Genomic DNA, 24,605 nt, shown 5'->3' on the forward strand with positions numbered 1-24,605 from the left:
CTGTCACGCAGGGGGTCGCGGGTTCGAGTCCCGTCCGTTCCGCCACTTATTAAGAGCCCTGAGCATATTTGCTCAGGGCTTTTTTCTTTGCGCGTCGGATAATTATTGCTGTTTTAGCAAAAATCCTCTGCATTTCACGATCTTTTTCTCAATCCTCTCCCTCGTCATAATGGTCTCAGTTAACCCATTTTGATAAATAAAGAGGAAAATCATGACAATCCCTGCATTTGGTCTCGGTACCTTCCGCCTGAAAGACGACGTTGTTATTGCATCCGTTAAAACCGCGCTGGAGCTTGGTTACCGTACTATCGATACCGCGCAGATCTATGACAACGAAGCGGCCGTAGGCCAGGCAATTGCCGAAAGCGGCATTGCGCGTAATGAGCTGTTCATCACCACCAAGATCTGGATTGAAAACCTGAGCAAAGACAAGCTGATCGCGAGTCTCAAAGAAAGCCTGCAGAAGCTGCGTACCGACTATGTTGACCTGACGCTGATCCACTGGCCGTCGCCGAATGATGCCGTGGCGGTTGAAGAGTTTATGGCTGCGCTGCTGGAAGCGAAAAAACAAGGTCTGACTCGCCAGATCGGGATCTCTAACTTCACGATTCCGCTGATGGAGCGCGCTATTGCTGCCGTAGGCGCAGAGAATATCGCCACTAACCAGATTGAGCTGTCACCGTATCTGCAAAATCGCAAAGTCGTTGATTGGGCTACCGAGCACGGTATCCATATCACTTCTTACATGACGCTGGCATACGGTAAGGCACTGAAAGATGAAGTGATTGCAGCCATCGCGAAGAAACATAATGCGACGCCTGCGCAGGTTATTCTGGCCTGGGCAATGGGTGAAGGCTATGCGGTAATTCCGTCTTCTACTAAACGTGAAAATCTGGCAAGCAACCTGCTGGCGCAGGATCTGAAATTAGATGCTGAAGATAAAAAAGCCATCGCCGCGCTGGACTGCAACGACCGCCTGGTTAGCCCGGAAGGTCTGGCTCCTGAGTGGGACTAATGACCCTTTAACCCTCTGAAACCCTCTGGTAGCCCGGACGAAACGCTCATGTCGACTCCGGGCCTCCCAATCAGCCGTGCGATTCGTTACCGATTCTCCTTCACGTACTCGCTCAGAAAATCAATAAACGCCCTGATACGGGTGCTCACTGCCCGGTCACTGTAGTAAACCGCGCTAAACGGCATTTCGACAGGCAGTCGCTTATCGGCCAACAGCTCAACAAACTCCCCGCTCGCAATCTCTTTATCCACCATATAATCCGACAGGCAGGCAATACCGTTGCCGTTCAAACACAGCTGTTTAAGTGTTTCTCCGCTGTTGGAGGTAATGTCGCAGCTGACTTCCATAAACTGCCCATCGCAGCAGTACACTGGCCACGTGTTCAGCGAAGAAGGTTCGGTGAAACCAAGGCACTGGTGCTCTTTCAAATCTGCAACGTTCTCCGGCTTGCCATGACTGGCAATATACTCCGGCGATGCGATGATCTTACGATAGCTGTTAAACAGGGGGCGCGCGCGTAGACTGGAGTCGGTTAATGTCCCCGCCCGAATGGCAACGTCCACCTTACGCTCAATCAGGTTGATAAAGGTCTCAGACGATACCAGCGAGAGCGTCATCTCCGGGTAGCGTTCGCGAAACGGCTTAATCAACGGCATCAGGAAGTGCAACATCACCGGCGTGGCTGCGTCGACCCGCAGCAGACCACGCGGCGTATTGCGCGTATCCAGTAGCTCATTTTCCGCCGCGGCCATCTCTTGTAGCACAACCTGCATGCGACGAAAGTAGCGTTCTCCCTCTTCAGTCAGATTAAGCTGACGTGTGGTGCGGTTAAGCAGGCTCACTCCGAGCTTAGATTCCAGCTTCTTTACCGCCCGGCTCACCGCCGAGTTAGCCTGGCCAAGCTGCTCCGCTGCCCGGCTAAAACTTCCGCTTTCAACTACCGCCACGAAAATGGCGATCTCTTCTGATGTTGCTCTCATTATTGCACCTGACGCAAAATTCTATTGAGATTCTGAATATTTTTGTTATTTAAACACCCCGGCATACTACGTGTCATCTTAATACTGATGATGTGGAGTAAATTATGCCGCTGGCGCTACTAGCCTTAACGATCAGTGCCTTCGCTATTGGCACAACCGAATTTGTGATTGTCGGCCTGGTTCCGACGATTGCTGAACAGCTTGCCATCTCCTTGCCTTCCGCCGGGATGCTGGTTTCCATCTATGCTCTGGGTGTGGCTATTGGCGCGCCGGTGCTCACGGCCCTGACGGGCAAACTGCCGCGCAAACAGCTGCTGCTGGCCTTGATGGTGCTGTTTACCGTCGGTAACCTGCTGGCCTGGCAGGCGCCGGGATACGCCACCTTAGTTGTCGCGCGTCTGCTGACTGGTCTGGCGCACGGCGTGTTCTTTTCCATTGGCTCAACCATTGCCACCAGTCTGGTGCCAAAAGAGAAAGCCGCCTCGGCGATTGCCATTATGTTTGGTGGCCTGACCGTGGCGCTGGTCACCGGTGTGCCGCTGGGTACCTTTATCGGTCAGCACTTTGGCTGGCGTGAAACTTTCCTGGCCGTTTCTTTACTGGGCGTGATTGCGCTGATTGCCAGCGCCATACTGGTACCGGGTAATATCCCTGGCCGTGCACCAGCAAGTTTAACTGACCAGTTGAAAGTGCTGACTCACCCGCGTCTGCTGATGATTTACGCGATTACCGCGCTGGGCTACGGCGGCGTCTTTACCGCCTTCACCTTCCTGGCGCCGATGATGCAAAATCTGGCTGGCTTTACACCGAACGCGGTCAGTTGGATCCTGTTAGGCTACGGTGTGGCGGTCGCAGTAGGGAATATCTGGGGTGGTAAACTGGCCGATAAGCACGGTGCGGTACCGGCGCTGAAATTTATCTTTGCCGCGCTGGCGGCGCTGTTGGTGGTCTTCCAGTTCACGGCGTCAATTCAGTATGCTGCGCTGGCAACGGTGTTGGTGATGGGTGTGTTTGCCTTTGGTAACGTGCCAGGTTTGCAGGTCTATGTGGTTCAGAAAGCCGAAGAGTATACGCCAGCTGCCGTTGATGTGGCATCGGGCCTGAACATCGCCGCTTTTAATGTCGGAATTGCTATCGGCTCCGTAGTGGGGGGACAAACCGTCGAACACTATGGTCTGGCACAAACGCCGTGGATTGGCGCGCTGATTGTGGTGGGAGCGCTGCTGTTGACCGGTTTGAGTGGCCGCCTGGACAAGTCGGGTCGCGCCGTACTTGGTTAGAATTTTTTCGGTAAGCACAGGCTTACAGAAGTTCACCCAGCTTTATCACAAATAGCGTTGAAACCGTGGGCAAAAGCCCCTATAACTGAGGAACCTTCCTGGAATCAGGCGGGTTCTTTGCTTATTGAGGTTATAAAAGAAAGTGCGAAAAAATACCTACGCCATGCGCTATATTGCCGGACAGCCCGCAGAGCGGATCCTCCCGCCGCCGGGCGCGTATTCCGGGTTGAGCGAGGCATTATCGGTGGGTAAGCCGTTAAGCACTGAAGAGAATATTCGCATCCTGGTGTGGAATATCTTTAAGCAGCAGCGCGCTGAATGGCTGTCGGTGCTGAATAAGTACGGTAAAGATGCGCACCTGGTGCTACTGCAGGAAGCGCAAACCACGCCAGAACTGGTAAAGTTTGCGACCACTAACTATCTTGCGGCCGATCAGGTGCCCGCGTTCGCGCTGCCGCATCATCCTTCTGGCGTGATGACCCTGTCCGCTGCCCAGCCTGTTTACTGCTGCCCACTACGTGAACGTGAGCCGATTCTGCGTCTGGCGAAATCGGCGTTAGTGACCGTTTACCCACTTCCTGATTCGCGATTGCTGATGGTCGTGAATATTCACGCCGTTAACTTTAGCCTTGGCGTTGATGTCTACAGTAAGCAGCTGATGCCCATCGGCGAACAGATTGCCCAACATAACGGCCCGGTGATCATGGCCGGGGATTTCAACGCCTGGAGTCGTCCGCGTATGAACGCGCTGTACCGTTTTGCGCGCGATATGTCGCTGCGCCCGGTACGTTTTGACGACGATCAGCGCCGCCGGGCGTTTGGTCGTCCGCTGGACTTCGTCTTCTATCGGGGGTTGAACGTGAACGATGCTTCCGTGCTGGTTACTCGCGCATCGGACCACAATCCATTGATCGTCGAATTCAGTCCCAGCAGGTAGGGCAGAAGATATAAAAAAAGGCACCGGGGGAAACGGTGCCTTTTTTACTGGATGCCTGTCAGGAGTCAGGACGGTCGCTGTTCTTAACATACAGCGTGAGCTGATCGCCCGGCTGCAGGTTGCCAGTGTCACTATTCCAGCGCATCACATCTTTGATGTTCACGCCGTGACGCTTTGCAATGCTCGACAGCGAATCACCTTTACGTACGCGGTACGTAATGCTGCTGTTATCGGCAAGACGCGCAGCGCTGCTGCCCGCACCTACCGTTAAGCTCTGGCCCACTTTCAGGTTGCTGCCACGCAGGTTGTTCCACTGCTGCAGGTCCTTCGTCGTCACGCCTAAGCGTGATGCAATACCTGACAGCGTGTCGCCTGAGCGAACCTGATAGCTGCGGCTGGACATCGGCGTATTGTCAGCAACCAGCGTTGGCTGGAGGTCGGCAATTTCACCGGAGGCCAGGGATTCACGCAGCTGATCTGCATGCTTCTGTGGCACCATCACGTACTTTGGACCGCTTGCGCCGAGCGTAGAGCCTTTAACGCCTGCGTTGAAGGTCTTCAGCTTGTTGACCGGCATACCAGCCATGTCTGCAAGCTGAGAGATCTCAACCGGGCTATCGAGGCGAACACGCGCCAGCGCACGGCTTTCGTCGGTTGTTGGCAGACGAACGCCATAGCGTTTGCTGTTTTTGAGGATGTCGCTCAAAGCCAGCATCTTCGGTACGTAGACCTTCGTTTCCTGAGGCAATGGAAGTGACCAGAAGTCCGTAGGCTTACCACGGGCTTTGTTCGCCTTCATCGCTTTCATTACACGGCCTTCACCGCTGTTATACGCCGCCACGGTTAATAACCAGTCGCCGTCGAACATTTTGTTCAGACGCTGCATCATATCCAGTGCTGCCGTTGTGGAAGCAACGACGTCACGACGTGCGTCATAACTGCGGGTCTGTTTCAGACCATAATTGCGCCCTGTGCTCGGAATGATCTGCCAGATGCCTGCGGCATTGGCGCCAGACGTTGCGTGCGGGTCAAAAGCGCTCTCCACTATGGGTAGTAATACCAGTTCCATTGGCATGTTACGTTTCTTAACCTGCCCGGCTATCCAGTACATATACGGCTCTGCCCGTAAAGTTACATCGTGGAGATAGCTCTTATTTCGTAAGTACTTCTGTTTCTGTTCGCGAACCCGGGCGTTATCCGGGATTCCCATCTTTAGCTCGTCGCCAATATAAGCCCACAAGTCCTGATTCTGCATGTCGAATGTCCCATCGTCCATCCAACGTGCCTGACTTGCGAATTTACTTGCTTCCCCTTGACTAGCCGCAGAAAGGCTCTGTGCGTGCTGTTGGACGTTGCCCTGCTGTGACGCCTGGCACCCCACGAGCAGGACAGAGGCGAGTAATATCGCTTTTGCCTTCATGTGTGTGTCAATAGTTGCTTAAAAGACGACCGATAATAACGACGAACTTTCGAAAACGCAACCCGGAAGTATCAGAAGTTATCTTTCTTTGACCGTAACCATGCAAAACGCTCTTCAGATTGTAGCAACTTTGTTTCTTTGTTTATTTCATTAATTAAATCAATATCATCCGTTCTTAAAAAGAGATTAATTTGACGCTCCTTTTTCAGAGTTGTGGGGAGTGTTATTTGGTTTTTTGCGCGTAACTCCTTCACTTCTCGATAGTATTCGTTAATGAACAAATCATGCGGTAAAACGCTCAGGGCGAACTTCATGTTGGAGAGCGTATACTCATGTGCGCAACAAACTAGCGTCTCTTCTGGCAGGGTGTTAATGCGCTGCAGCGAGCGGTACATCTGGGCTGGCGTGCCTTCGAATAAACGTCCGCAGCCCCCGGAAAACAGGGTGTCGCCGCAAAAAAGCCACGGCGCGCTGTAGAAACAGATATGTCCTAAAGTGTGCCCCGGTGTAGCGAAAACGTGAAATTCCTGGTCGAGTACGCGGATCCGATCGCCATCGGCGACAATTTTTGTTGTTCCTTTGTTACGTGTCTCTTCCGGACCGTAAACGATCAGATTCGGATAATGCCTATGCAGATCCGACACGCCGCCAACGTGATCGTGGTGGTGATGGGTTAAGAGGATCGCCTCCGGCTGCCAGCCGTTTTCGGCGATCGCTGCCAGTACCGGGGCGGCTTCACCGGGATCGACAATCAGACAACGGCCCGTTTCATCATTAAGAACCCAGATGTAGTTGTCCTGAAACGCCGGAATACTGTTAAGATTCATTAGTTACCTCTTAAGCGTAGGGAAGGTGTGATGAAACCGGCAAGGATACCTCAAACAGTCTCAGCGCCTGTCTCGTGGGCGCAATTGCCCTGGGGTGAATATTATCGCGAGGCTATCGATCGTCAACTGAAACCCTGGCTCGGAAAGTTGTACGGTTTTCACCTGCTCAAGGTCGGTAACCTGAGCGCCGAAATCAATACCGAAGCCTGTGCGATCTCACATCAGGTCAATATCTCGCTGGAAGGCAGCCCGATGCAGGTACTGGCCGATCCGCTGCATCTGCCGTTTGCCGAGAAGTCGGTTGACGCCTGCCTGCTCGCCCATACGTTGCCCTGGTGCAGCGACCCACACCGTATGCTGCGCGAAGCCGACCGTGTGTTAATTGATGACGGCTGGCTGATTATCAGCAGCTTCAACCCGGTGAGCCTGATGGGGCTACGCAAGCTGTTTCCGGTGCTGCGCAAATCCGTCCCTTACAACAGCCGAATGTTTACCATGACCCGCCAGCTCGACTGGCTGGCGCTGCTGAATTTTGAAGTGCTGCACCAGAGCCGTTTTCAGGTGCTGCCCTGGGCGAAGCAGGGGGGCGTCATGTTGAGCACCCATTTGCCTGCGCTGGGTTGTCTGCAACTGATTGTCGCGCGTAAACGCACCATTCCGTTGACGCTGAACCCGATGCGACAAAATAAGGCAAAAAGCCGTATCCCGCAGGCGGTCGGCGCGACCCGCCAGTACCGTAAACCGCCGGACGCTTAGGCTTCCGGCTGGTAGCCAACGTCGTCGTGGGTTGGCGCGGAGGCTGCCGCTCGTGCCAGCTCATCACAGCGTTCGTTCTCCGGATGCCCGGCGTGGCCCTTCACCCATTCCCAGCGGATGTCATGCTGGCCGAGGGCCGCATCGAGCCGTTTCCAGAGATCGACATTCTTCACCGGCTTTTTATCCGCCGTCTTCCAGCCACGTTTTTTCCAGTTGTGGATCCACTGAGTGATCCCCTGGCGTACGTACTGGCTGTCGGTGCTCAGCACCACGGTGCACGGTTCTTTCAGCGCTTCCAGCGCGACGATCGCCGCCATCAGCTCCATCCGGTTGTTGGTGGTCAGGCGATAGCCTTCATTAAAGGTTTTTTCCCGCTGACGATAGCGTAAAATAGCGCCATAACCGCCAGGGCCTGGGTTACCAAGGCAAGAGCCATCGGTGAAAATTTCTACCTGTTTAAGCATCTCTGGTAGACTTCCTGTATCTGCAATCGAAAGTAAAACGGCAAGTCTGACATAAATGACTGATATGAGCACTGCAATTACGCGACAGATCGTTCTGGATACCGAAACCACCGGTATGAACCAGATCGGCGCGCACTATGAAGGTCACAAGATCATCGAGATCGGTGCCGTCGAAGTAATCAACCGTCGTTTGACCGGCAACAACTTCCACGTTTATCTCAAGCCCGACCGGCTGGTGGACCCTGAAGCCTTCGGCGTTCACGGTATCGCCGACGAGTTCTTGCTGGATAAACCCACCTTTGCCGACGTTGCCGATGAGTTTCTTGACTACATTCGCGGCGCGGAGCTGGTCATCCATAACGCATCGTTCGATATCGGCTTTATGGACTATGAGTTTAGTAAGCTCAATCGCGGTATTCCAAAAACAGATACCTTTTGTAAAGTCACCGATAGCCTGGCGCTGGCGAGGAAAATGTTCCCCGGCAAGCGTAACAGCCTCGATGCGTTGTGCTCGCGCTATGAAATAGACAACACCAAGCGTACGCTGCACGGCGCGCTTCTCGATGCCCAGATCCTGGCAGACGTCTATCTGACGATGACCGGTGGGCAGACGTCGATTAAATTTGCGATGGAAGGCGAAGGGCAGCAACAGGTGGGGGATACCGGAATTCAGCGTATTGTCCGCGCGGCGAGTAAACTGCGCGTTGTTTATGCGACCGATGAAGAGCTGATGAATCATGAATCGCGGCTTGATCTGGTGCAGAAGAAGGGCGGAAGCTGTCTCTGGCGGGCATAAAACCGCTATTTTGCTGTGAAAATAAGCGTATGGGCGAATTTTGCAGCAAACGATTCAAAAACAGAGAAAAAGCGTTGACGGTTTCCGAGGGAATCCGTAATATTCGCCTCGTTCCCAAGGGAACACAGCGGAGCGGTAGTTCAGTCGGTTAGAATACCTGCCTGTCACGCAGGGGGTCGCGGGTTCGAGTCCCGTCCGTTCCGCCACTATTCAGGGCCAAGCTAGAAATAGCTTGGCCCTTTTTCATTTCTGCTTCCCACTCTTCCTTGTCAGACATTTTTCCTACTGATACGAAAACGTAATGCTTGCCAGCGCGTTGGCAGACCCCGGCGTCAGATCGCCGGTTCGAATGTACTGCGCCTGAAATGGCAGCGACAGCGTCTGTGCGGCAGAGGTCGTTTGGATAAAGAACTGGTTGGTCGTTCCGGCTGCGGAACTGTCCGGCCCCATCATCAGCGGCCCGTTGCCGTTATAAAAGAACTGAACGCCCACGCCGGAGGCCGAAGACTCGCCGGTTAGCGTTACGACCGACGATCTGTTCGATGGCGTGGTTTGATCGGTCATCACTGCGTTGACCGCCACTGACTGATCGCAGGTCAGGCTGACGTTAAACGTGCCGGATGGCGAGGTGCTGCCCACGGTGGGAAGGGTGCGCACATCGAGCGTGCCCAGATTCACATTGGCGCTTTTGGTGCCTACCGTGCAACCGCTGGCCGTCACCGTGATGGTGGTGGGGTTGATAATCACCTTCGCCGTTTTCGTTTCGTTGTTATAGGCGGTGAGGATCGCGGCGTTAATGGTTGGTGTCTGATAAACCCCTGACTTTAAGGCCGTTCCTGTTTTGATAAACGTCACCTTGGCTGACCAGCCTAATGCGGGCGCGTAGCCTTCGGCTCCGTCTGCTGGGTAGGTGATGCTGACGCCTGTTTGCAGGGGGATGTAGTTTTTCCCATTGGCATCTTTCAGCCCGAGAATAAAACCGATGCCAGGTACACCGGTTTCAAAAATAGTGTAGTTGGCGCCATCCATCGCCACGGTCATACCGGACGAGATGGCGCTGCTGGAAGGTTCCATGGTGCCTTTTGTGCAGGAAAAAACGATACCGCACCAGAAAACCTCTACTGCGATAGCGCTGGCGCTCCATGCCGAGCCGATAGTACTGCCCGGGATGACGGAGTCCGCCGGGCCGCTATAGCTCAGCGCAGTGGGTGAGAGGATTATGTCAGCTTCCCAGGTCAGAGCTTGAACGTTTGCTGCGGCTAGCAGCCAGCCGGTAAAAAGTAAAAAACGCATTATTGATACTCCGTAGTCCAGGTCGCAACGGCCGAAACGTCTCCGCTATTGATCGTTTTTCCGGTTGCCGCCAGCCGTGCGTAAAAAGTCATTTGAACGCTATCGTCGCCTGCCGAACCGTAGACAGCGGTTTGAGTATTGAGAGGAATCATCACGCCCTCTTTATCAAGGATTTGCACCGCCACGCCGCTGGCCCCGCCATCAGCGACTTTTATCAGTTGCGGTTCGTCCGGGTCGGGCGTCCCGCTGAAACGGATCTTTACGCCGGAAAAGGTGGGGCCGCATGACTCCAGCTTAAGGGTGAAGGGAGTGGCAATATGGCTCGCTGCACCGGCACCGCTAAATTGTTTCGCGCTAATGTTGCCCAGGAAAACGTCTTGCTCTTTGGCGTTAGCGGAGACTTCGCAGGTGTTGCCAATCAGATTGCCGCTGACGGATATCAACACATCGTAGGCCAGCGCTGGCGCGCTCAGCGCGAACAATAGCGCGATGCTGGAGGTACGAGCGATTACTGACATTCGACCTCCTGAGAATAAAGTCCGGTGCGGGGTTGGTAGTCCTGCTCATTTAAGCGATAGTGGATGGTGCAGCTTTGCGCGCTGTCGCGCCCCCAGACGGCTTTAAGCGCGCCTTGACGAGGCAGGCCGGAAAGATACAGACTCCCACCGTCGCCGATGATTCCGCTGGTACTGTCATCGTCCTGCAACGACACCACGGTGCCAAAAGGCAGCACCTCGCGGCGATAATGGACGATAAACATCCCCTTCGCCCCCTGGCGAGTGGTAATGCTGGCCAGTACCATCGCGCCGTCTGTCGGCGTTTTGTTGACGATCGCGTTATCCAGCTCTACGTCGTTGCCGACGGTGGTGACATCCAGTGCGACCTGGTTCACGCGATATGGCGTGGCGTAAGGGATCACCGCATAACCGCGGCTGTCGGTTTTTATCCCTTTATGATTCATAACCGCCACGTTGCTCGCCCCCGGCGCGTTGACCAGAATATTGGTATTGCCTAGCGGCTGGCTGAGGGTTAAACCGCCGCTGTGCAGCACGGCGCCGCCGCTGATGCCGTAGCTCAGATTACGGGAGTCGCTGCCATAGCCGTAGCCAAGGTTGTAGTTGCCCCACCGGCCTTCGTACTGAACCGTCGCGTCGCCACCGTACTGCTGCTGAGGGCTGTAACGCTGGCTAACGTTGTAGTACATATTTTCCACACCCGGCACATAACCGCTGAGGCCTGCGCTATTCGTTGTTTCCGTTGAATCTGCCTGCGTCGTCGTAAAGCGTGCGCGGGTTGCCAGCTGTGGCGAGCCGAACGGTACCGACAGCGATACCGACAGAATATTGTCCTGTTGGCTATCGTACAGGCTGGTGCTGCGCTGAAAGCTGACGCCGACAGAAGCGTCCTTGATTGTCGTGTTCCAGGAGAACTGGATCCCCTGGGTCTTCCTGGACGTATTCCAGTAACTTTGTTGATCCCACGAGAGCGACAGCGATCCCCATTCGCCCAAAGGCTGCGACAGCAGCATCTGATGCTTTGCCTTACGCGACATATGCAGGTTATAGACATTCTCATAGCTGGTGACCATGGTGCCGTCATCCGCCACGACCTGCTTCGGCGTGCCGCCGTTCATTCTTTTATAGGTGGTGTCACTGAGCGTATAGAAGCCTTCGGTCGAGTAGCGCAGCGAATAGAAATTGAAGCGTGTGCCGATATCGTTCAAAAGCTTGCTGTAGCGCAAACGCACGGAAGCGCCGGTATAGTGGTTGCTATCCGCCAGCGTACTGCGAGCGTGCGTCACGTCGACAGAATAGGCGCCAAAACGCCCGAGGTTCTGGCCCACACCGAGCGCGAGCGCATTATAGTTGGAGGAAAACTGCGCGCCGCCGTAAAAAGTCAGCCCGTATTGCCAGCCGAAGAACAGCTCTCCTTGGGCAAATTGCGGGGCGTTCTGGTTATTGGCCGGGCGAAATTTACCGGCGCCCAACGCATATTTTAATTGTCCTGTGCGTACCAGATTGGGGACGCTGGCAAACGGCACGCTGTATTGGGTTTTACTGCCATCGTTTTCCTGAATCGTGACCGACAGATCGCCGCCTGACGAGGTCGGGTAGAGATCTTTCAGCGCAAAGGCGCCGGGCGTCACGTTAGTCTGATAGATGATGTTGCCATTCTGGCGAATCGTCACCGTCGCGTTGCTGCGAGCGATGCCGCGGACTTCGGGCGCATAGCCGCTCAGACTGGCTGGCAGCATATTATCATCGGTTTTCATGGCAAGGCCGCGAAGCCCTACGGAGTCGAATATCTGCGCAGAAGTATAGGTTTCACCCGCATAGACCTGCGCACGTAGGTTGGGAACATCCCGCTGAAGCCAGGTCTGGACGTGGGTGAGGTCGTTGGAATCTTTGGTCCAGGTCGTAAAGTCGCGTAGCCGCCATGAGCCCATATTTGCGCCGCTGTTGAGACTCACGAACAGTTGCCGATCGCGAGTGCGCGTCTCGCCGATATACTCGTTGTTGGCGCCATTTACCGCGTAGTTTAACCAGGCGGATGTAATGCCGCTTTCCCAACTCTCCGGGCTGACAAAACCACGCGGCAGATTACGCATATTGCTCTGCGGCAGTGTGAAATTGAGGGTCAGCGTTTTTTGGTCAAAATCTACGGTCGCATCGGGAAACAGATGATTGAGGAAAAAACAGCGTTTTATCTGTGACGCGTTTTCCAACTGCGTTTGACGAAGATCCACGCCCAGCGCGTCCATCTGCTTTGGTGTCAGGCAGGGGAGCGATAATCCCTGCGTATCCTCCTTATCCACGCTGAAATTCACGGTCCCTGTGAAGGCAAAATTTTGATTGATGTAGACGTTAATATTGTAATCGCCCGGCGGGAGCGCGCTGCCTGCATTTACCCATGAGAGATCGGCTGTCGCGGCATTTTCGCCGTTGAGGAATGCTGGATTGAATCGCAAATCGCCCTCTGCGGCGGCGACGTCACGCATGGCATAGCAAACAATCAGGGCACAAACGATTTTTACTTTCACGCTTATATGCCTTATTTCACTAGTTCCGGGCCAGGGGAACGTCAGTCGGCGATGTCCAGGCGCCAAAATCATTAATGATCTGGTAGCTCAGGGTACGAGCTGAGGCAAATGAACCCTCCAGCGTGAGATTCGCTCTGGGGGGCACCATGACCGGCGCGACCGGCTTACCGTCAATTTTTAGATTGATGGTGGTGAGGTAATACGGCGTTGGGTTTGTGAGCGTGACTTTCCCGTCGCGCACGTTGCCGCCCAGTTTTTTCCACGCATGGCTGGCATCGTGGCTGATACCTTCCGGGCGATAAAAGATTTTAATACGGTTGGCGGAGGCGAACTGCAATGAGTTAGCCGCACTGCTTTTATTCTGCTGCGGAATCGCTTTAACCGTTATCCAGTACAGCGTCTCGCGATCTTGCGGCAGCGCTTTACCGGTAAACATGATTTTCACCACGCTCTCAGTCGACGGTTTCAGAACGTACAGTGGCGGCGTAATAATAAAATCGTTAGAACGCTCGCCGGCGGCATTCTCTACCCAGGACTGGATTAAGAACGTTGACGCGGTGTGGGTATTTCTCACCTGCAGCGTCGACTGTGACGCCGCGCCAGAGTAAACCACTCGCGTCGCGCCGAGACCCACGCCGCCCGCATAAGCGGTCGCAGTGAACAGCGTGCTGGTCAGAAAAAGCCCGGTAAATAAGCGCATGGTGTTTCTCCAGTAAACAAGCAGGCCCGGCCGCTGTGGCCGGGCAGAGGAACTAGGAATAAGTCACGGTATAAGTGGCGACGGCGCTGGCATCACCTGCGGTTGCGCCACCTTTCGGCGAGTAGTATTTCGCGCTGAAGTTCAGGGTATTGGAGCCTTTACGCAGCTGAACGGCTGCGGCAGGTTCACCCAGTTTTACGACGTTCCCCTTTTCGTCATACAGACGAATGGCGACGTTCTGCGCGGAAGAAGAACTGCCGTTTGCCCCTGTCGCCAGGCTATCGGTATCACCGCTGTCCGGCGTGCCGGTGAAGGTTACGGCGACCGTCGTGGCGGAAATTGGATTCTGCGCGGTAGAAGCAGAGGTGTCGGCGATTTCACAATCTTCCAGCGTGATAGAAAATGCTTTGGCGGTGCTGGCTTCACTGCCTGCCGCGGCCAGAGTTGCTGTTCTGACCTGACCCAGATCGACGTCAATGTTGGCGCTGTTAGCACTGATTGCGCAGGCGGAGGTGACGACACTACCGCTAAAATTAACGGTACCGCCGCTGGTGGTCGCTGCCATTGCTGATCCCATCGGTAACAGAGCCGCTGCACTTAAAATCAACAGCGTTTTGTTATTGATGCGTATTTTCATTTTTTATATTCCATAGTTTTTGTTATTACGAGATTCGCTCTGAATCCGGCAGCCTAACTGGTTAAGAAAACCAGCAAATCTGTCTTGTTTCTGAGCCCCAGTTTTCTTATCGCTGAGCTTTTTAAGGCGCTAACCCGGCGATAAGAAAGCTTCTCTCTTTCCGCAATGTAACGAATATCCAGTCCGTTCTTTAATTCCCTTAATACCCTCCATTCTCCTGGCGTCAGCGATAACGCTATGGGTTTTATATCCCGCTGAAAGCGGGCTACTGGCATTCTTAATAGATGTGCTCGCCATTTATAAATGGGGAGCTGCAAGGATAAGTAGATATCAATATCTCCACGAATCCACAGTAATGACTCTGAAGATACGGAATACATACAGATCAATATGTGTGGATATTTTGTGCGAATTTTCTTGATATACTTCAGACATTCGAAACCGGGACTGTTTTTCTCCGTTCCGGACAGTATCAGAATATCGATATTATTTTCCTCAAGGGCTTTATCACATTGAGGGTAATCACCCGCAGACACGATTATCTGGAATGTGGAATCAATACTCTGCAATAAAGCCGCAATACCCTGGCGCGCATAGCTATCGCCACCTATTAAAGCAATGTTGAGAAGATGTTCGCGTTCAAGCGTCTTGGTCATATTGTTTCCTCAAATTATTGTAGCAATGAGGAGAGCCTGAACGGCTGTTTGCAACCGGTACTCTCGAAGCAATTAACACTGCATGAATCTACTATACTCGGTAGAATAAAGAGGGGGACTGAATTAATCTTAACTATTCTCACATTATATCAAACCAGATTGTGAGGAAGAGGAAAACGGCAATTCTGCGCATAAAGCTGTATCATCACAGCAGTGTGGCTGGGGGAGGAAAGGTGTTTTAATGAAAAAAATCTTATGAAACTCACTGTGTAAGGTACCGTCTGGTAACGTAATGATAGTACGAATGATATTGACGAAGGTTTACCTTTGCGATGTAAAGGCTACAACCAGAATAGATAATGATATTGAACCGGCGTAAACAAAATTGGTCCCCAAGCCTTGACATTGCTGCGTAGTCTGGGTGGTGATAAAGTCTTCCTGTGTATGCCTGAAAACGCATTATTGGTGTGGTGTTATTGATGTTTATGGCTCTTTAGCGCTATGGAGTGGTTGAGTTAAATATGTGCGGTAAGTCATGAATTGAGGGGATTGTTAATTTTTTCTTAATTAATGTGTTAGGCGTAATATTGCACTGTTTCAGAAAAGATGAGAGAAAAGATGCAGATACTTAATAAGTATCTTTAGGCCGCACACCGAATGAATTGAAGATGTTTTTACTTGCTTCAGAAAAGTGACAGAGGGTGAAGACAAAAATAAGATTTTTCGCTAATGGCTAATATGTACAGCGATAGATTTATCAGTCACATTAATGTTCAACGTAGTACGGCCTGTACGCTGACTTGTTTCTACAAAAGTATGGATTGAACTAATAAACGGAGAACGTTGACTGCCATATGCATAAGCATTACATCATTAACGGAATCGTTGAATTTCATCCAGCCACCGGTACGCTACGTGAAATCGAAAATCCAGAACATGTTGTAGTATTAAACTCACCCGCCGGGCGCTGCTTATTGCTATTAATTGAAAGAATAGGAAGCATTGTGACTCAGCAGGAGTTTCTGGATAGCGTTTGGCAACGGCGAGGGATGCAGGTCTCGCCAAACACCTTTTATCAGAATATTTCTATTCTGCGTAAGGGCTTAAAAAAATTTGGTTTTGCGACCGATCCGATTGTGACTATTCCCCGCATTGGCTTAACTCTGGCCAGTGACACAGAAATTATTATTCGTGAATCACATCCGGTTCCGCAACATCAGCCGCCGGTAGCAGAGAAGCAATCTTCTGCGGTTAGCGTTGAAACGACGCTACCGAATAACACGCTGGCGGAGGCATCCGCTTTAACCGAGCAGATAGAAGATCCAGCGCTATCCTCGAGGCATTCGCTGCGACTGGTGGTCGTGCTGATGATACTGTTGATGCTATTCGGCGTTGGTATTATCAACCAAAGCAATTCCTATGACTCCCTCTTTGAGGATGGGTATCGGTTTGCCGCCTTATCGGGAAGTTGTCGAATATATTTGGCTAACGATATTCAAACGCAAAGTGAGCGAGAAAAAGCGTTGGCCTATGTGCTGCCGTTTGCCGATGAATGTGTGAGTCATCCGTGGATCTACGTTTCGTGGTACGCGATGCTGCCGCGCGCCTCCGTGATTCGCTGTGACCGGCCAATGACAGAACCGAATCGGTGCTTGTCAGACTATTTTATTGAGGACCATTAAAATGGCTCGCTATCGTAAGGCTCTGTATGCGTTCTGCTTTGTCCTCACTTTGGCGCTGTTGTCGGGGGGATACTATCTGTGGCAGCGTTATTACCCGCAGTCGTTTAGCTGTAAGGCGAACCTTATCCAGCATCATCCTGGCGAAACCTTGTCGGTCTGGCTTAACTACGTCTTTGATGGCCATAGCGGTACGCTGAGCATGAATGGCAGCTTAGAAAGCGATGAAAATAAAATTTTTAATCGGAAAATATTTTTTCGCGTCGAACGCGACGATAATCGCTACTATCTGACGTCCGAGCGTAATATGAAATTTCCTGATGATAATATCAACGATGAATGGCTAACAAAGTACGAGCCGCTATTTTTTGTTTACTCAGGGAAAAGTATCTACATGCGTATCAATGAGCAACGAAATGGCAGCTATATATTCACCTTAGGCTCGTTGCCGACCTATGTGTGTCGGGGGACAAAGACGTAACCCCGCCCCCGAAACTGCTCATTGTAAAAATGCCTGCGCTGCTGTGGCGGCTTAACCTAAACTAAACGGATCGGCATCCTGCCAGGCAGGGAAATTCTCGCGATACTCCTGGAGTTGCGTCAGAGAAAGTTCTCCGTCAATGCGGGTCGCCAGATGGGGTTCGGCGGTAGCCAGAATCTCGCCCTGTGGGGTGATGATGCGGCTATCTCCGCGGTAGTGATGGCCGTTGCCGTCGGTACCAACGCGGTTGCAGCCAGCGACGTAAGCCTGATTCTCAATAGCGCGTGCCGTCAGCAGTGCCTGCCAGTGCAGTGAACGCGGCGCGGGCCAGTTGGCAACGTACAGCGCCAGGTCGTAGTCATTGCGGTTGCGCGACCACACCGGGAAACGCAGGTCGTAGCACACCAGCGGCAGAATGCGCCAGCCGCGCCACGTCAACACCACGCGCTGGTTACCCGCAATATAGTGGTGATGCTCATCGGCCATGCGGAACAGATGGCGTTTGTCGTAGAGGTGGACCTGACCTTCCGGCTCCACGAGCAGGAAACGATTGACCGCACCCAGCGGCGTTTGCAGCGCGGCGCTGCCGGCAACCAGGGCGTTGGTGCGCAGTGCCTGCTCTCGCATCCAGGCGACAACCTCTTCCTCTGCCATCGACTGTTCGGCGGCTTCCATGGCAAATCCGGTCGTAAACATTTCCGGCAGTACAATCACGTCGCGCCCGACAATCTCTTCCATCTGCCGATCAAAGTGACGCAGGTTGGCTGGTCCATCCATCCAGACCAGGGGTTGTTGTAAAAGGGTAATCTTCAAGCCAGGCACGGTGATGAGCTCCTTTATTGCAGGACGTAAATCTAACTGTAACACCTTATCAGGACGCTGCCGCGCTGAGGACAGTCTGAATAAAAAAAAGCGGAGCCAGGCTCCGCTTTGGGGATAACGAATCGAAAAGGTTACGCGGCTTCAACTTTGCGCACGTTGTCCGGCAGCTTTACCGGCTTGGTCGCCAGCTCGTCAGGAGCGAAATCGTCGACGTTGATGCTGCGCAGACGGCTTTCTTCCGCTTTAATCAGAATGGCCGCTTCTGTCTGATCGATAAGCCCTTTTGCCAGCGCGTTACGTGCCAGTTCGTCCAGGCGGGTAAACGGCAGGTTTTTGCCAATTTCTTTGCAGATGCGCTGGTGGATAGGGTCCGCCGCCATCACGTCTACCAGCGCTTCTTCCAGCAGGCCCACCGGGTTATGTTCACTCGGCGTCAGGTACTGGCCACGACCAATACGGGAGCGGGTGGCGCTCGGCGTTTGCAGAATCTTCGCCACGCTGTGATCCAGCTTATCGGACGGCGCATCGTAATGACGGCCGGTCGGGAAGATGGCGAGGCGCAGGGCACCGGCAACAAAGCGGTTCGGGAAGTTCTTCAACAGATCGTCAATTGCTTGCTCTGCCTGGTGCAGCGCATCCTGCACGCCCCAATGTACCAGCGGTAAATCGGCTTCATGGCGACCTTCATCGTCATAGCGTTTCAGGACGGCAGAGGCGAGGTACAGTTGGCTCAGCACATCGCCCAGACGCGCGGAGATACGCTCACGACGCTTCAGGCTACCGCCCAGCACCGCCATGGAAACATCAGACAGCAGGGCCAGGTTGGCGCTCAGACGGTTCAGATGCTGGTAGTAACGCTTCGTCGCATCACGGGTCGGCGTCGAGCTGGTTAAGCCACGAGTGAGACCTAACCAGAAGCTGCGCACTTTGTTGCTACCGACGTGGCCGATGTGTTTAAACAGCAGTTTATCGAAGGCGTTAACGTCTTTACTCTGCGCGGCGGCCATCTCTTCCAGCACGTACGGATGGCAGCGAATGGCGCCCTGGCCGAAGATCATCATGCTACGGGTCAGGATGTTTGCACCTTCTACGGTGATGGCAATTGGCGCGCCCTGGTAAGCACGGGCCAGGAAGTTGCCTTCGCCCAGCATAATGCCTTTGCCCCCGGCGATATCCATGGCGTCAACAATGGACTGCTGGCCGCGATGGGTACAGTGGTACTTGACGATAGCCGACAGGACCGCCGGTTTTTCACCGAGCATAATGCCGTAGGTAATCAGGGTCGCGGCGGCGTCCATCACATAGGCGTTGCCTGCGATACGCGCCAACGGCTCTTCAATGCCTTCCATTTTACCAATGGACACTTTGAACTGACGGCGAATATGCGCGTAGGCACCGGTGGCCAGCGCGACGGATTTCACGCCGCCGGTGGAGTTCGACGGCAAGGTAATGCCGCGGCCTACGGACAGACACTCAACCAGCATACGCCAGCCCTGACCGGCCATTTTTGGCCCGCCGATGATGTAATCGATTGGAACAAAGATGTCCTGACCGCGGGTTGGGCCGTTCTGGAACGGTACGTTCAGCGGGAAGTGACGACGACCAATTTCCACGCCGGGGGTGCTGGTGGGGATCAGCGCACAGGTAATACCTAAGTCTTCCGCGCCGCCCAGCAGTTTATCCGGATCGGAGAGTTTAAACGCCAGCCCCAGTACGGTGGCGATTGGCGCGAGGGTAATGTAGCGTTTGTTCCAGGTCAGGCGCATACCCAGCACCTGTTCACCCTGCCATTCACCCATGCAGACGACGCCAGTATCCGGAATCGCACCGGCATCAGAACCGGCTTCCGGGCTGGTCAGCGCGAAGCAAGGGATCTCCTGACCACGCGCCAGGCGCGGCAGATAATGATTTTTCTGTTCTTCAGTACCGTAGTGCTGCAACAGCTCGCCCGGCCCTAAGGAGTTCGGTACGCCGACGGTAATCGCCAGGATCCCAGAGACGCCGGACAGCTTCTGCAATACGCGTGCCTGAGCATAAGCGGAGAATTCCAGGCCGCCGTACTCTTTCTTAATGATCATCGCGAAGAAGCGGTGTTCTTTCAGGTACGCCCACAGCTCCGGCGGCAGATCCGCCATTTCGTGGGTGATCTGGAAATCGTTCGCCATGCGGCAGGCTTCTTCCACCGGGCCATCAATAAAGGCTTGTTCTTCGGCAGTCAGTTGCGGACGCGGATAGTTGTGCAGCTTTTTCCAGTCCGGATTACCGCGGAACAGATCGCCTTCCCACCAGGTGGTGCCGGCATCGATCGCTTCTTTTTCGGTGCGCGACATCGGCGGCATTACCTTACTGAACATGCGGAATACCGGCGCGGAGATCAGCGCTTTACGCATTGGCGTAAAGTTGAACGGCACCAGAATGATGGCCAGCGGTACCAGCAGCCACAAATTCCACAGGCCAGCAGCGCCGAGCGCCGCGGTCCACGCCAGTAAAATCACGCTACCGAGCGCTAAACTGATGCGGTGATAGAAGAGTGCACCGAGTAAAGCAATGGTTAAAACAATACTCAAAATCATCATAGAGAAATGCCCCTGTCTTGTAGGAGGTCTGACCACTTGTGATGATATGGTTGTAGTTGATGTGATTTTAATTAGCAATGTGTTTACAAAATAATTACAACCTCGCTCACATTGTTGATGCTTTTTAGCGCACCAAAAATTCAAACATCCGCTGAATACATCGGCCCTTGCTTCTCTGTGGTGATGCTATCCGGTACACTAGCGGCGACAATTTTATTAATGCTGAAGGATTATCCTCATGTACCAGGATCTTATTCGTAACGAACTGAATGAAGCGGCCGATACGCTGGCAAACTTTCTGAAAGATGAAGCCAATATCCATGCCATTCAGCGCGCAGCAGTCCTGCTGGCGGATAGCTTTAAGGCCGGTGGTAAAGTGCTTTCCTGCGGTAACGGCGGCTCTCATTGTGATGCGATGCACTTTGCCGAAGAGCTAACCGGTCGCTATCGTGAAAACCGTCCGGGCTACCCGGCGATTGCGATCTCTGACGTCAGCCATCTCTCCTGCGTGAGCAATGATTTCGGCTATGAATATGTTTTCTCTCGTTACGTTGAATCCGTGGGGCGCTCGGGCGACGTGCTGCTGGGTATTTCCACTTCTGGCAACTCAGCTAACGTGATCAAAGCGATTGAAGCGGCACGTGCGCAAGGCATGAAGGTCATCACCCTGACCGGTAAAGACGGCGGTAAAATGGCCGGTTCTGCTGATATTGAAATTCGCGTACCGCACTTTGGTTACGCCGATCGCGTGCAGGAAATTCACATTAAAGTGATTCACATCCTGATCATGCTGATCGAAAAAGAGATGGTTAAGGCATAAGTTTCACGGGGCTTCGGCCCCGTTTGCTGTGGAGGTGTGATATGTGCGAACTGCTCGGGATGAGCGCTAATGTGCCAACCGATATTTGCTTCAGTTTCACCGGGCTGGTTCAGCGCGGTGGCGGCACCGGGCCGCATAAAGACGGCTGGGGTATCACCTTTTATGAAGGAAAAGGGTGTCGCACCTTTAAAGATCCACAGCCCAGCTATCAGTCGCCGATTGCCAAACTGGTTCAGGATTATCCTATCAAGTCCTGTTCGGTGATCGCGCATATCCGCCAGGCGAACCGCGGCATGGTAGCGCTGGAAAATACGCATCCATTCACCCGTGAGCTGTGGGGCCGCAACTGGACCTACGCCCACAATGGTCAGCTCTCTGGCTATAAAACGCTGGAGACCGGACAATTCCGCCCGGTCGGAGAAACTGACAGCGAAAAGGCATTTTGCTGGCTGCTGCACAAGCTGACCCAACGCTACCCGCGTACACCAGGAAATATGCAGGCGGTGTTTAAGTATATTGCTTCACTGGCGGAAGAAATGCGCGCGAAAGGCGTGTTCAATATGCTGCTGTCTGACGGGCGTTACGTCATGGCGTTCTGCTCCACCAACCTGTACTGGATTACCCGTCGGGCGCCGTTTGGCGTGGCGAAGCTACTGGATCAGGATGTGGAAATTGATTTTCAGCAGGAAACGACCGCCAACGATGTGGTGACTGTGATTGCCACCCAACCGCTGACGGGGAACGAAACCTGGCACAAGATTATGCCAGGCGAATGGCGCTTATTTTGCCTCGGGGAGCGCGTAGTTTGACGCCAGCTGCGGCTGAACCACTTCGTGGCTCAGCGGCTTGCTCACGACATAGCGGCCATCGACGACCGAAACCATCGGCGGTTTGTGCGTCTGCTGGAAGTAGTCGTAGCCCGGCTTAAGCTGCTGCCAGAAATCTTTGTAGTAGGAATATTTATGACGTTCCATGTTGGCATCGGTCATGCGGAACGGATAAATGCTGACCTGGACGCTGGACTGCCCGAAGACCAGCGCGCCGGTCACGAACTGGAAGATTTCATCAATACCCGAGTCGGTCATGGCATAGCAGCCCACCGATACGCAGGCACCGTGAATCATCAGGTATTTTCCTTCATAGCCATGCGCGCGGTCATACGCGTTCGGGAAGCCGATATTAATCGCTTTATAGAAGCGGCTGTCTGGCTTCAACTGGCTACGTTGTACCGAATAAAACCCTTCCGGGCTTTTGAAATCGCCCTGACGCTGCTTCGGCCCTAAACCGCCGGAGTAGTTACAAATTTTATAGCTATCAAGGAGTTGATAGGTTTCACCCATTTTCACATAGAGGTCGAGCGTGCGCTCTTCCTTGAAGATCTGGATGTAGACTGGGGAGCCCATCAATTGCTGCTTATATTCTTTGCTGACAGGCGTCGTCGGACTGTTGCTGCTCATTAACCCAGCAAACGAAACGCACGGCATTAAAAGCATCGCAATAAATAATGCGATTTTGCGCATACTACTTGTTCCTTGATAAAAAATAACTACACGCCAGGAGAGGCAACAGAGAGAAAAAAGCAGACAAATCTGTTTTTTGTGCGCTCACCTTAGCACCACCGCATTTTTTCGCAAGTGGGGCGTTTGGCGTTTACAATTTCGTGTTGTATTCCCACGATGGGGCGGTGTGTTGTGCTGATCGCCCGCTAAATGGAAGCCTGTAAAAAGAGTGTAGGATAAACCGATGATTCGCCAGATATCTTTGTCCGAATCCGTAGCAGTTTGAGTCTCAGCTCGCAATTTAGTGGCCAGAAAAGCGGAACTACTGCATCAGCGAAGGATAAAATGGTAAACTTTCGTTACGTAATCATTCAGGCTGAAAATGGGTAAAACGGATACTCGCTGGATGATTCAGGTAGTAACTCTCTAAACAGTGTAAGAAAGGATGCTTCAGATTCTCATCATGCCTGGTGATGGGATACGATTGGCCTTCAGGCGAACCTCCTTTCTTTTGTCTCGTTAACCTAAACGCTGGCCTCAGCGCTGAGTTGACGCTGTCGTTAACGGATACCTGCGAACAGTATGATTAAAATAACCAAAGGCCTCGATCTGCCTATAGCTGGATTGCCCGACCAGCAACGTATTGATGACGTTGCCGTGACCCGCGTGGCGGTAAAAGGCGAAGAATATAACGGACTGCGTCCTTCGATGGCGGTAAAAGAGGGCGACAGGGTCGTGAAAGGGCAACTGCTCTTTGAAGACAAGAAGATTCCTGGCGTACGTTTCACTGCCCCCGCCAGCGGTACGGTTAGCGCAATTCACCGTGGCGAACGCCGCGTCCTGCAGTCGGTAGTCATTGACGTCGAAGGTGACGAGTCGTTGAACTTTACGGCCTATCCTGCCGATGAACTGGCAACGCTGCCGCGCGAAGTGGTGGTGACGCAGTTAGTGGAATCCGGGCTGTGGACGGCCATGCGCACGCGTCCGTTCAGCAAAACTCCGGCGCCAGGTTCAGTACCGGCGGCGATTTTCGTGACTGCCATGGACACTAACCCGCTGTCCGCCGATCCACAGCCAATTATTCTCGCCCAGCGCGAGGCGTTTAACGCCGGCCTGACCGTGCTGACGCGTTTGACTGACGGTAAAGTCCACGTCTGTCAGAGCAGCGGCGGCAAACTGGGCGGTCATCCGCAGGGGCAGGTGACGTTTAATCAGTTCACTGGCCCGCATCCGGCAGGGTTAGTCGGTACTCACATTCATTTCCTCGAGCCAGTCAGCTTGCAAAAGCAAGTATGGCATCTGAACTATCAGGACGTGATTGCCTACGGCAAGCTGTTCCTTGACGGTGTCATCTGGACCGAGCGCGTCATCGCCCTTGGCGGCCCGCAGGTTAAGCATCCTCGTCTGTTACGCACCTGCCTGGGGGCCGATCTCAATGCCCTGCTGGCGGGAGAGCTGCACGAGGGTGAAAACCGTATTTTGTCCGGCTCTGTACTTAACGGCAGCCAGGCATCGGGCCCGCATGCGTTTCTTGGCCGCTTCCACCTGCAGGTGAGCGTGCTGAAAGAAGGGCGCGAAAAAGAGCTGCTTGGCTGGGTAACGCCGGGGCGCGACAAGTTTTCGATTACCCGCACCACGCTGGGCCACTTCCTCAAGAAGAAGCTGTTTAATCTCTCGACGGATACCCATGGCGGCGAGCGCGCGATGGTGCCTATCGGCAACTACGAGCGGGTGATGCCGCTGGATATTCTGCCCACTATGTTGCTGCGCGACCTGCTGGCAGGCGATACCGACAGCGCGCAGGCGCTGGGATGTCTGGAGCTTGATGAAGAAGACCTGGCGCTGTGCACCTACGTCTGCCCGGGCAAATACGAATACGGGCCGGTGTTGCGCCGCGTATTAACGCAAATTGAGCAGGAAGGTTAAG

General features: G+C 53.5%; 23 protein-coding genes and 1 tRNA gene. 11 read left to right on the plus strand and 13 right to left on the minus strand.

Annotated elements, in window-relative coordinates; genetic code table 11:
* The first annotated feature begins 211 nt into the window (after nt 1-211).
* Nucleotides 212-1,015: a 2,5-didehydrogluconate reductase DkgB gene (gene dkgB, locus ACW14G_RS08625; protein ID WP_249022288.1), complete on the plus strand. Its 804-nt coding sequence runs from the start codon at nt 212-214 to the stop codon at nt 1,013-1,015.
* 86 nt (nt 1,016-1,101) lie between these two features.
* Here the strand turns inward: dkgB and yafC are convergent, their stop codons facing one another.
* Nucleotides 1,102-1,995: a DNA-binding transcriptional regulator YafC gene (gene yafC, locus ACW14G_RS08630; RefSeq protein WP_223803271.1), complete on the minus strand. Its 894-nt coding sequence runs from the start codon at nt 1,993-1,995 to the stop codon at nt 1,102-1,104.
* Nucleotides 1,996-2,099: 104 nt separating this feature from the next.
* Between yafC and ACW14G_RS08635 the strand changes: the two genes are divergently transcribed.
* Together ACW14G_RS08635 and ACW14G_RS08640 are read left to right on the plus strand one after the other, a co-directional pair.
* The gene (locus ACW14G_RS08635) at nt 2,100-3,275 is read left to right on the plus strand and encodes an MFS transporter (protein ID WP_249022287.1); all 1,176 of its coding nucleotides are present in this window, start codon (nt 2,100-2,102) and stop codon (nt 3,273-3,275) included.
* A 142-nt stretch (nt 3,276-3,417) separates the two neighbouring features.
* Nucleotides 3,418-4,212, plus strand: a complete 795-nt coding sequence (locus ACW14G_RS08640) for an endonuclease/exonuclease/phosphatase family protein (RefSeq protein ID WP_163449448.1) — start codon at nt 3,418-3,420, stop codon at nt 4,210-4,212.
* A gap of 58 nt (nt 4,213-4,270) precedes the next feature.
* Here the strand turns inward: ACW14G_RS08640 and mltD are convergent, their stop codons facing one another.
* Nucleotides 4,271-5,632 carry a murein transglycosylase D gene (gene mltD / locus ACW14G_RS08645; RefSeq protein ID WP_167576683.1) on the minus strand — a complete coding sequence of 454 codons (1,362 nt, stop codon included), beginning with the start codon at nt 5,630-5,632 and terminating at the stop codon, nt 4,271-4,273.
* Between the two features lie 71 nt (nt 5,633-5,703).
* The gene (gene gloB / locus ACW14G_RS08650) at nt 5,704-6,459 is read right to left on the minus strand and encodes a hydroxyacylglutathione hydrolase (protein ID WP_249022286.1); all 756 of its coding nucleotides are present in this window, start codon (nt 6,457-6,459) and stop codon (nt 5,704-5,706) included.
* Between the two features lie 30 nt (nt 6,460-6,489).
* On the opposite strand from gloB, the gene ACW14G_RS08655 reads away from it, so the two are divergent.
* Complete coding sequence (locus tag ACW14G_RS08655; RefSeq protein ID WP_167576680.1) at nt 6,490-7,215, plus strand: class I SAM-dependent methyltransferase; 726 nt, start codon at nt 6,490-6,492, stop codon at nt 7,213-7,215.
* Here ACW14G_RS08655 and rnhA read toward each other — a convergent pair.
* A complete protein-coding gene (gene rnhA / locus ACW14G_RS08660; protein ID WP_167576678.1) occupies nt 7,212-7,790 on the minus strand; it encodes a ribonuclease HI in 579 nt (192 codons plus the stop codon). The two genes, ACW14G_RS08655 and rnhA, sit on opposite strands and share 4 nt — an antisense overlap.
* On the opposite strand from rnhA, the gene dnaQ reads away from it, so the two are divergent.
* Both dnaQ and ACW14G_RS08670 read left to right on the plus strand, forming a co-directional pair.
* The gene (dnaQ, locus tag ACW14G_RS08665) at nt 7,744-8,475 is read left to right on the plus strand and encodes a DNA polymerase III subunit epsilon (protein WP_167576676.1); all 732 of its coding nucleotides are present in this window, start codon (nt 7,744-7,746) and stop codon (nt 8,473-8,475) included. The two genes, rnhA and dnaQ, sit on opposite strands and share 47 nt — an antisense overlap.
* Before the next feature lie 129 nt (nt 8,476-8,604).
* A tRNA-Asp gene (locus ACW14G_RS08670) sits at nt 8,605-8,681 on the plus strand.
* Nucleotides 8,682-8,757: 76 nt separating this feature from the next.
* On the opposite strand, the gene ACW14G_RS08675 is transcribed toward ACW14G_RS08670, so the two are convergent.
* From ACW14G_RS08675 to ACW14G_RS08700, 6 genes are read right to left on the minus strand one after another with little or no spacing between them, the layout of a single operon-like run.
* Nucleotides 8,758-9,768, minus strand: a complete 1,011-nt coding sequence (locus ACW14G_RS08675; protein ID WP_419059011.1) for a fimbrial protein — start codon at nt 9,766-9,768, stop codon at nt 8,758-8,760.
* Nucleotides 9,768-10,286 (minus strand): fimbrial protein, encoded by a 519-nt coding sequence (locus tag ACW14G_RS08680; protein WP_419059010.1) that lies wholly within the window; start codon nt 10,284-10,286, stop codon nt 9,768-9,770. The genes ACW14G_RS08675 and ACW14G_RS08680 overlap by 1 nt, the downstream gene beginning before the upstream one ends.
* On the minus strand, nt 10,277-12,808 hold the full coding sequence (locus tag ACW14G_RS08685; RefSeq protein ID WP_455648561.1) for a fimbria/pilus outer membrane usher protein: 2,532 nt from the start codon (nt 12,806-12,808) through the stop codon (nt 10,277-10,279). The genes ACW14G_RS08680 and ACW14G_RS08685 overlap by 10 nt, the downstream gene beginning before the upstream one ends.
* Before the next feature lie 19 nt (nt 12,809-12,827).
* Nucleotides 12,828-13,508 (minus strand): fimbrial biogenesis chaperone, encoded by a 681-nt coding sequence (locus tag ACW14G_RS08690; RefSeq protein WP_419059008.1) that lies wholly within the window; start codon nt 13,506-13,508, stop codon nt 12,828-12,830.
* 52 nt (nt 13,509-13,560) lie between these two features.
* On the minus strand, nt 13,561-14,145 hold the full coding sequence (locus ACW14G_RS08695) for a fimbrial protein (RefSeq protein WP_419059007.1): 585 nt from the start codon (nt 14,143-14,145) through the stop codon (nt 13,561-13,563).
* A 53-nt stretch (nt 14,146-14,198) separates the two neighbouring features.
* Entirely contained in the window at nt 14,199-14,801 is a 603-nt protein-coding gene (locus tag ACW14G_RS08700) for a helix-turn-helix transcriptional regulator (RefSeq protein WP_419059006.1), read from the minus strand.
* A gap of 854 nt (nt 14,802-15,655) precedes the next feature.
* Between ACW14G_RS08700 and ACW14G_RS08705 the strand changes: the two genes are divergently transcribed.
* Complete coding sequence (locus tag ACW14G_RS08705; protein ID WP_419059005.1) at nt 15,656-16,483, plus strand: winged helix-turn-helix domain-containing protein; 828 nt, start codon at nt 15,656-15,658, stop codon at nt 16,481-16,483.
* Between the two features lies 1 nt (nt 16,484).
* Nucleotides 16,485-16,961: a hypothetical protein gene (locus ACW14G_RS08710; RefSeq protein WP_419059004.1), complete on the plus strand. Its 477-nt coding sequence runs from the start codon at nt 16,485-16,487 to the stop codon at nt 16,959-16,961.
* A gap of 51 nt (nt 16,962-17,012) precedes the next feature.
* Here the strand turns inward: ACW14G_RS08710 and ACW14G_RS08715 are convergent, their stop codons facing one another.
* Both ACW14G_RS08715 and fadE read right to left on the minus strand, forming a co-directional pair.
* Nucleotides 17,013-17,783 (minus strand): amidohydrolase, encoded by a 771-nt coding sequence (locus ACW14G_RS08715; RefSeq protein WP_419059003.1) that lies wholly within the window; start codon nt 17,781-17,783, stop codon nt 17,013-17,015.
* A 131-nt stretch (nt 17,784-17,914) separates the two neighbouring features.
* Nucleotides 17,915-20,359, minus strand: coding sequence for an acyl-CoA dehydrogenase FadE (gene fadE, locus ACW14G_RS08720; protein ID WP_249022280.1), 2,445 nt, complete (start codon nt 20,357-20,359; stop codon nt 17,915-17,917).
* Nucleotides 20,360-20,597: 238 nt separating this feature from the next.
* Between fadE and lpcA the strand changes: the two genes are divergently transcribed.
* Together lpcA and ACW14G_RS08730 are read left to right on the plus strand one after the other, a co-directional pair.
* Nucleotides 20,598-21,179, plus strand: a complete 582-nt coding sequence (gene lpcA, locus ACW14G_RS08725) for a D-sedoheptulose 7-phosphate isomerase (RefSeq protein WP_065357896.1) — start codon at nt 20,598-20,600, stop codon at nt 21,177-21,179.
* A gap of 41 nt (nt 21,180-21,220) precedes the next feature.
* Nucleotides 21,221-21,988, plus strand: a complete 768-nt coding sequence (locus ACW14G_RS08730) for a class II glutamine amidotransferase (protein ID WP_064547651.1) — start codon at nt 21,221-21,223, stop codon at nt 21,986-21,988.
* Here the strand turns inward: ACW14G_RS08730 and dpaA are convergent.
* Nucleotides 21,959-22,699 (minus strand): peptidoglycan meso-diaminopimelic acid protein amidase, encoded by a 741-nt coding sequence (gene dpaA / locus ACW14G_RS08735; RefSeq protein WP_064547653.1) that lies wholly within the window; start codon nt 22,697-22,699, stop codon nt 21,959-21,961. The two genes, ACW14G_RS08730 and dpaA, sit on opposite strands and share 30 nt — an antisense overlap.
* A 561-nt stretch (nt 22,700-23,260) precedes the next feature.
* Between dpaA and ACW14G_RS08740 the strand changes: the two genes are divergently transcribed.
* Nucleotides 23,261-24,604 carry a Na(+)-translocating NADH-quinone reductase subunit A gene (locus tag ACW14G_RS08740; protein WP_167576662.1) on the plus strand — a complete coding sequence of 448 codons (1,344 nt, stop codon included), beginning with the start codon at nt 23,261-23,263 and terminating at the stop codon, nt 24,602-24,604.
* Nucleotide 24,605 lies beyond the last annotated feature (1 nt).

It is taken from the genome of Kluyvera sp. (assembly GCF_965301105.1).

Excerpts from the sequence above, each read along its gene's own strand:
- dkgB (WP_249022288.1), top strand. The coding sequence starts at position 212 with ATGACAATCCCTGCATTTGGTCTCGGTACCTTCCGCCTGAAAGACGAC.
- yafC (WP_223803271.1), bottom strand. The coding sequence starts at position 1,995 with ATGAGAGCAACATCAGAAGAGATCGCCATTTTCGTGGCGGTAGTTGAA.
- ACW14G_RS08635 (WP_249022287.1), top strand. The coding sequence starts at position 2,100 with ATGCCGCTGGCGCTACTAGCCTTAACGATCAGTGCCTTCGCTATTGGC.
- mltD (WP_167576683.1), bottom strand. The coding sequence starts at position 5,632 with ATGAAGGCAAAAGCGATATTACTCGCCTCTGTCCTGCTCGTGGGGTGC.
- gloB (WP_249022286.1), bottom strand. The coding sequence starts at position 6,459 with ATGAATCTTAACAGTATTCCGGCGTTTCAGGACAACTACATCTGGGTT.
- ACW14G_RS08655 (WP_167576680.1), top strand. The coding sequence starts at position 6,490 with ATGAAACCGGCAAGGATACCTCAAACAGTCTCAGCGCCTGTCTCGTGG.
- dnaQ (WP_167576676.1), top strand. The coding sequence starts at position 7,744 with ATGAGCACTGCAATTACGCGACAGATCGTTCTGGATACCGAAACCACC.
- ACW14G_RS08675 (WP_419059011.1), bottom strand. The coding sequence starts at position 9,768 with ATGCGTTTTTTACTTTTTACCGGCTGGCTGCTAGCCGCAGCAAACGTT.
- ACW14G_RS08680 (WP_419059010.1), bottom strand. The coding sequence starts at position 10,286 with ATGTCAGTAATCGCTCGTACCTCCAGCATCGCGCTATTGTTCGCGCTG.
- ACW14G_RS08690 (WP_419059008.1), bottom strand. The coding sequence starts at position 13,508 with ATGCGCTTATTTACCGGGCTTTTTCTGACCAGCACGCTGTTCACTGCG.
- ACW14G_RS08695 (WP_419059007.1), bottom strand. The coding sequence starts at position 14,145 with ATGAAAATACGCATCAATAACAAAACGCTGTTGATTTTAAGTGCAGCG.
- ACW14G_RS08700 (WP_419059006.1), bottom strand. The coding sequence starts at position 14,801 with ATGACCAAGACGCTTGAACGCGAACATCTTCTCAACATTGCTTTAATA.
- ACW14G_RS08705 (WP_419059005.1), top strand. The coding sequence starts at position 15,656 with ATGCATAAGCATTACATCATTAACGGAATCGTTGAATTTCATCCAGCC.
- ACW14G_RS08710 (WP_419059004.1), top strand. The coding sequence starts at position 16,485 with ATGGCTCGCTATCGTAAGGCTCTGTATGCGTTCTGCTTTGTCCTCACT.
- fadE (WP_249022280.1), bottom strand. The coding sequence starts at position 20,359 with ATGATGATTTTGAGTATTGTTTTAACCATTGCTTTACTCGGTGCACTC.
- lpcA (WP_065357896.1), top strand. The coding sequence starts at position 20,598 with ATGTACCAGGATCTTATTCGTAACGAACTGAATGAAGCGGCCGATACG.
- ACW14G_RS08730 (WP_064547651.1), top strand. The coding sequence starts at position 21,221 with ATGTGCGAACTGCTCGGGATGAGCGCTAATGTGCCAACCGATATTTGC.
- dpaA (WP_064547653.1), bottom strand. The coding sequence starts at position 22,699 with ATGCGCAAAATCGCATTATTTATTGCGATGCTTTTAATGCCGTGCGTT.
- ACW14G_RS08740 (WP_167576662.1), top strand. The coding sequence starts at position 23,261 with ATGATTAAAATAACCAAAGGCCTCGATCTGCCTATAGCTGGATTGCCC.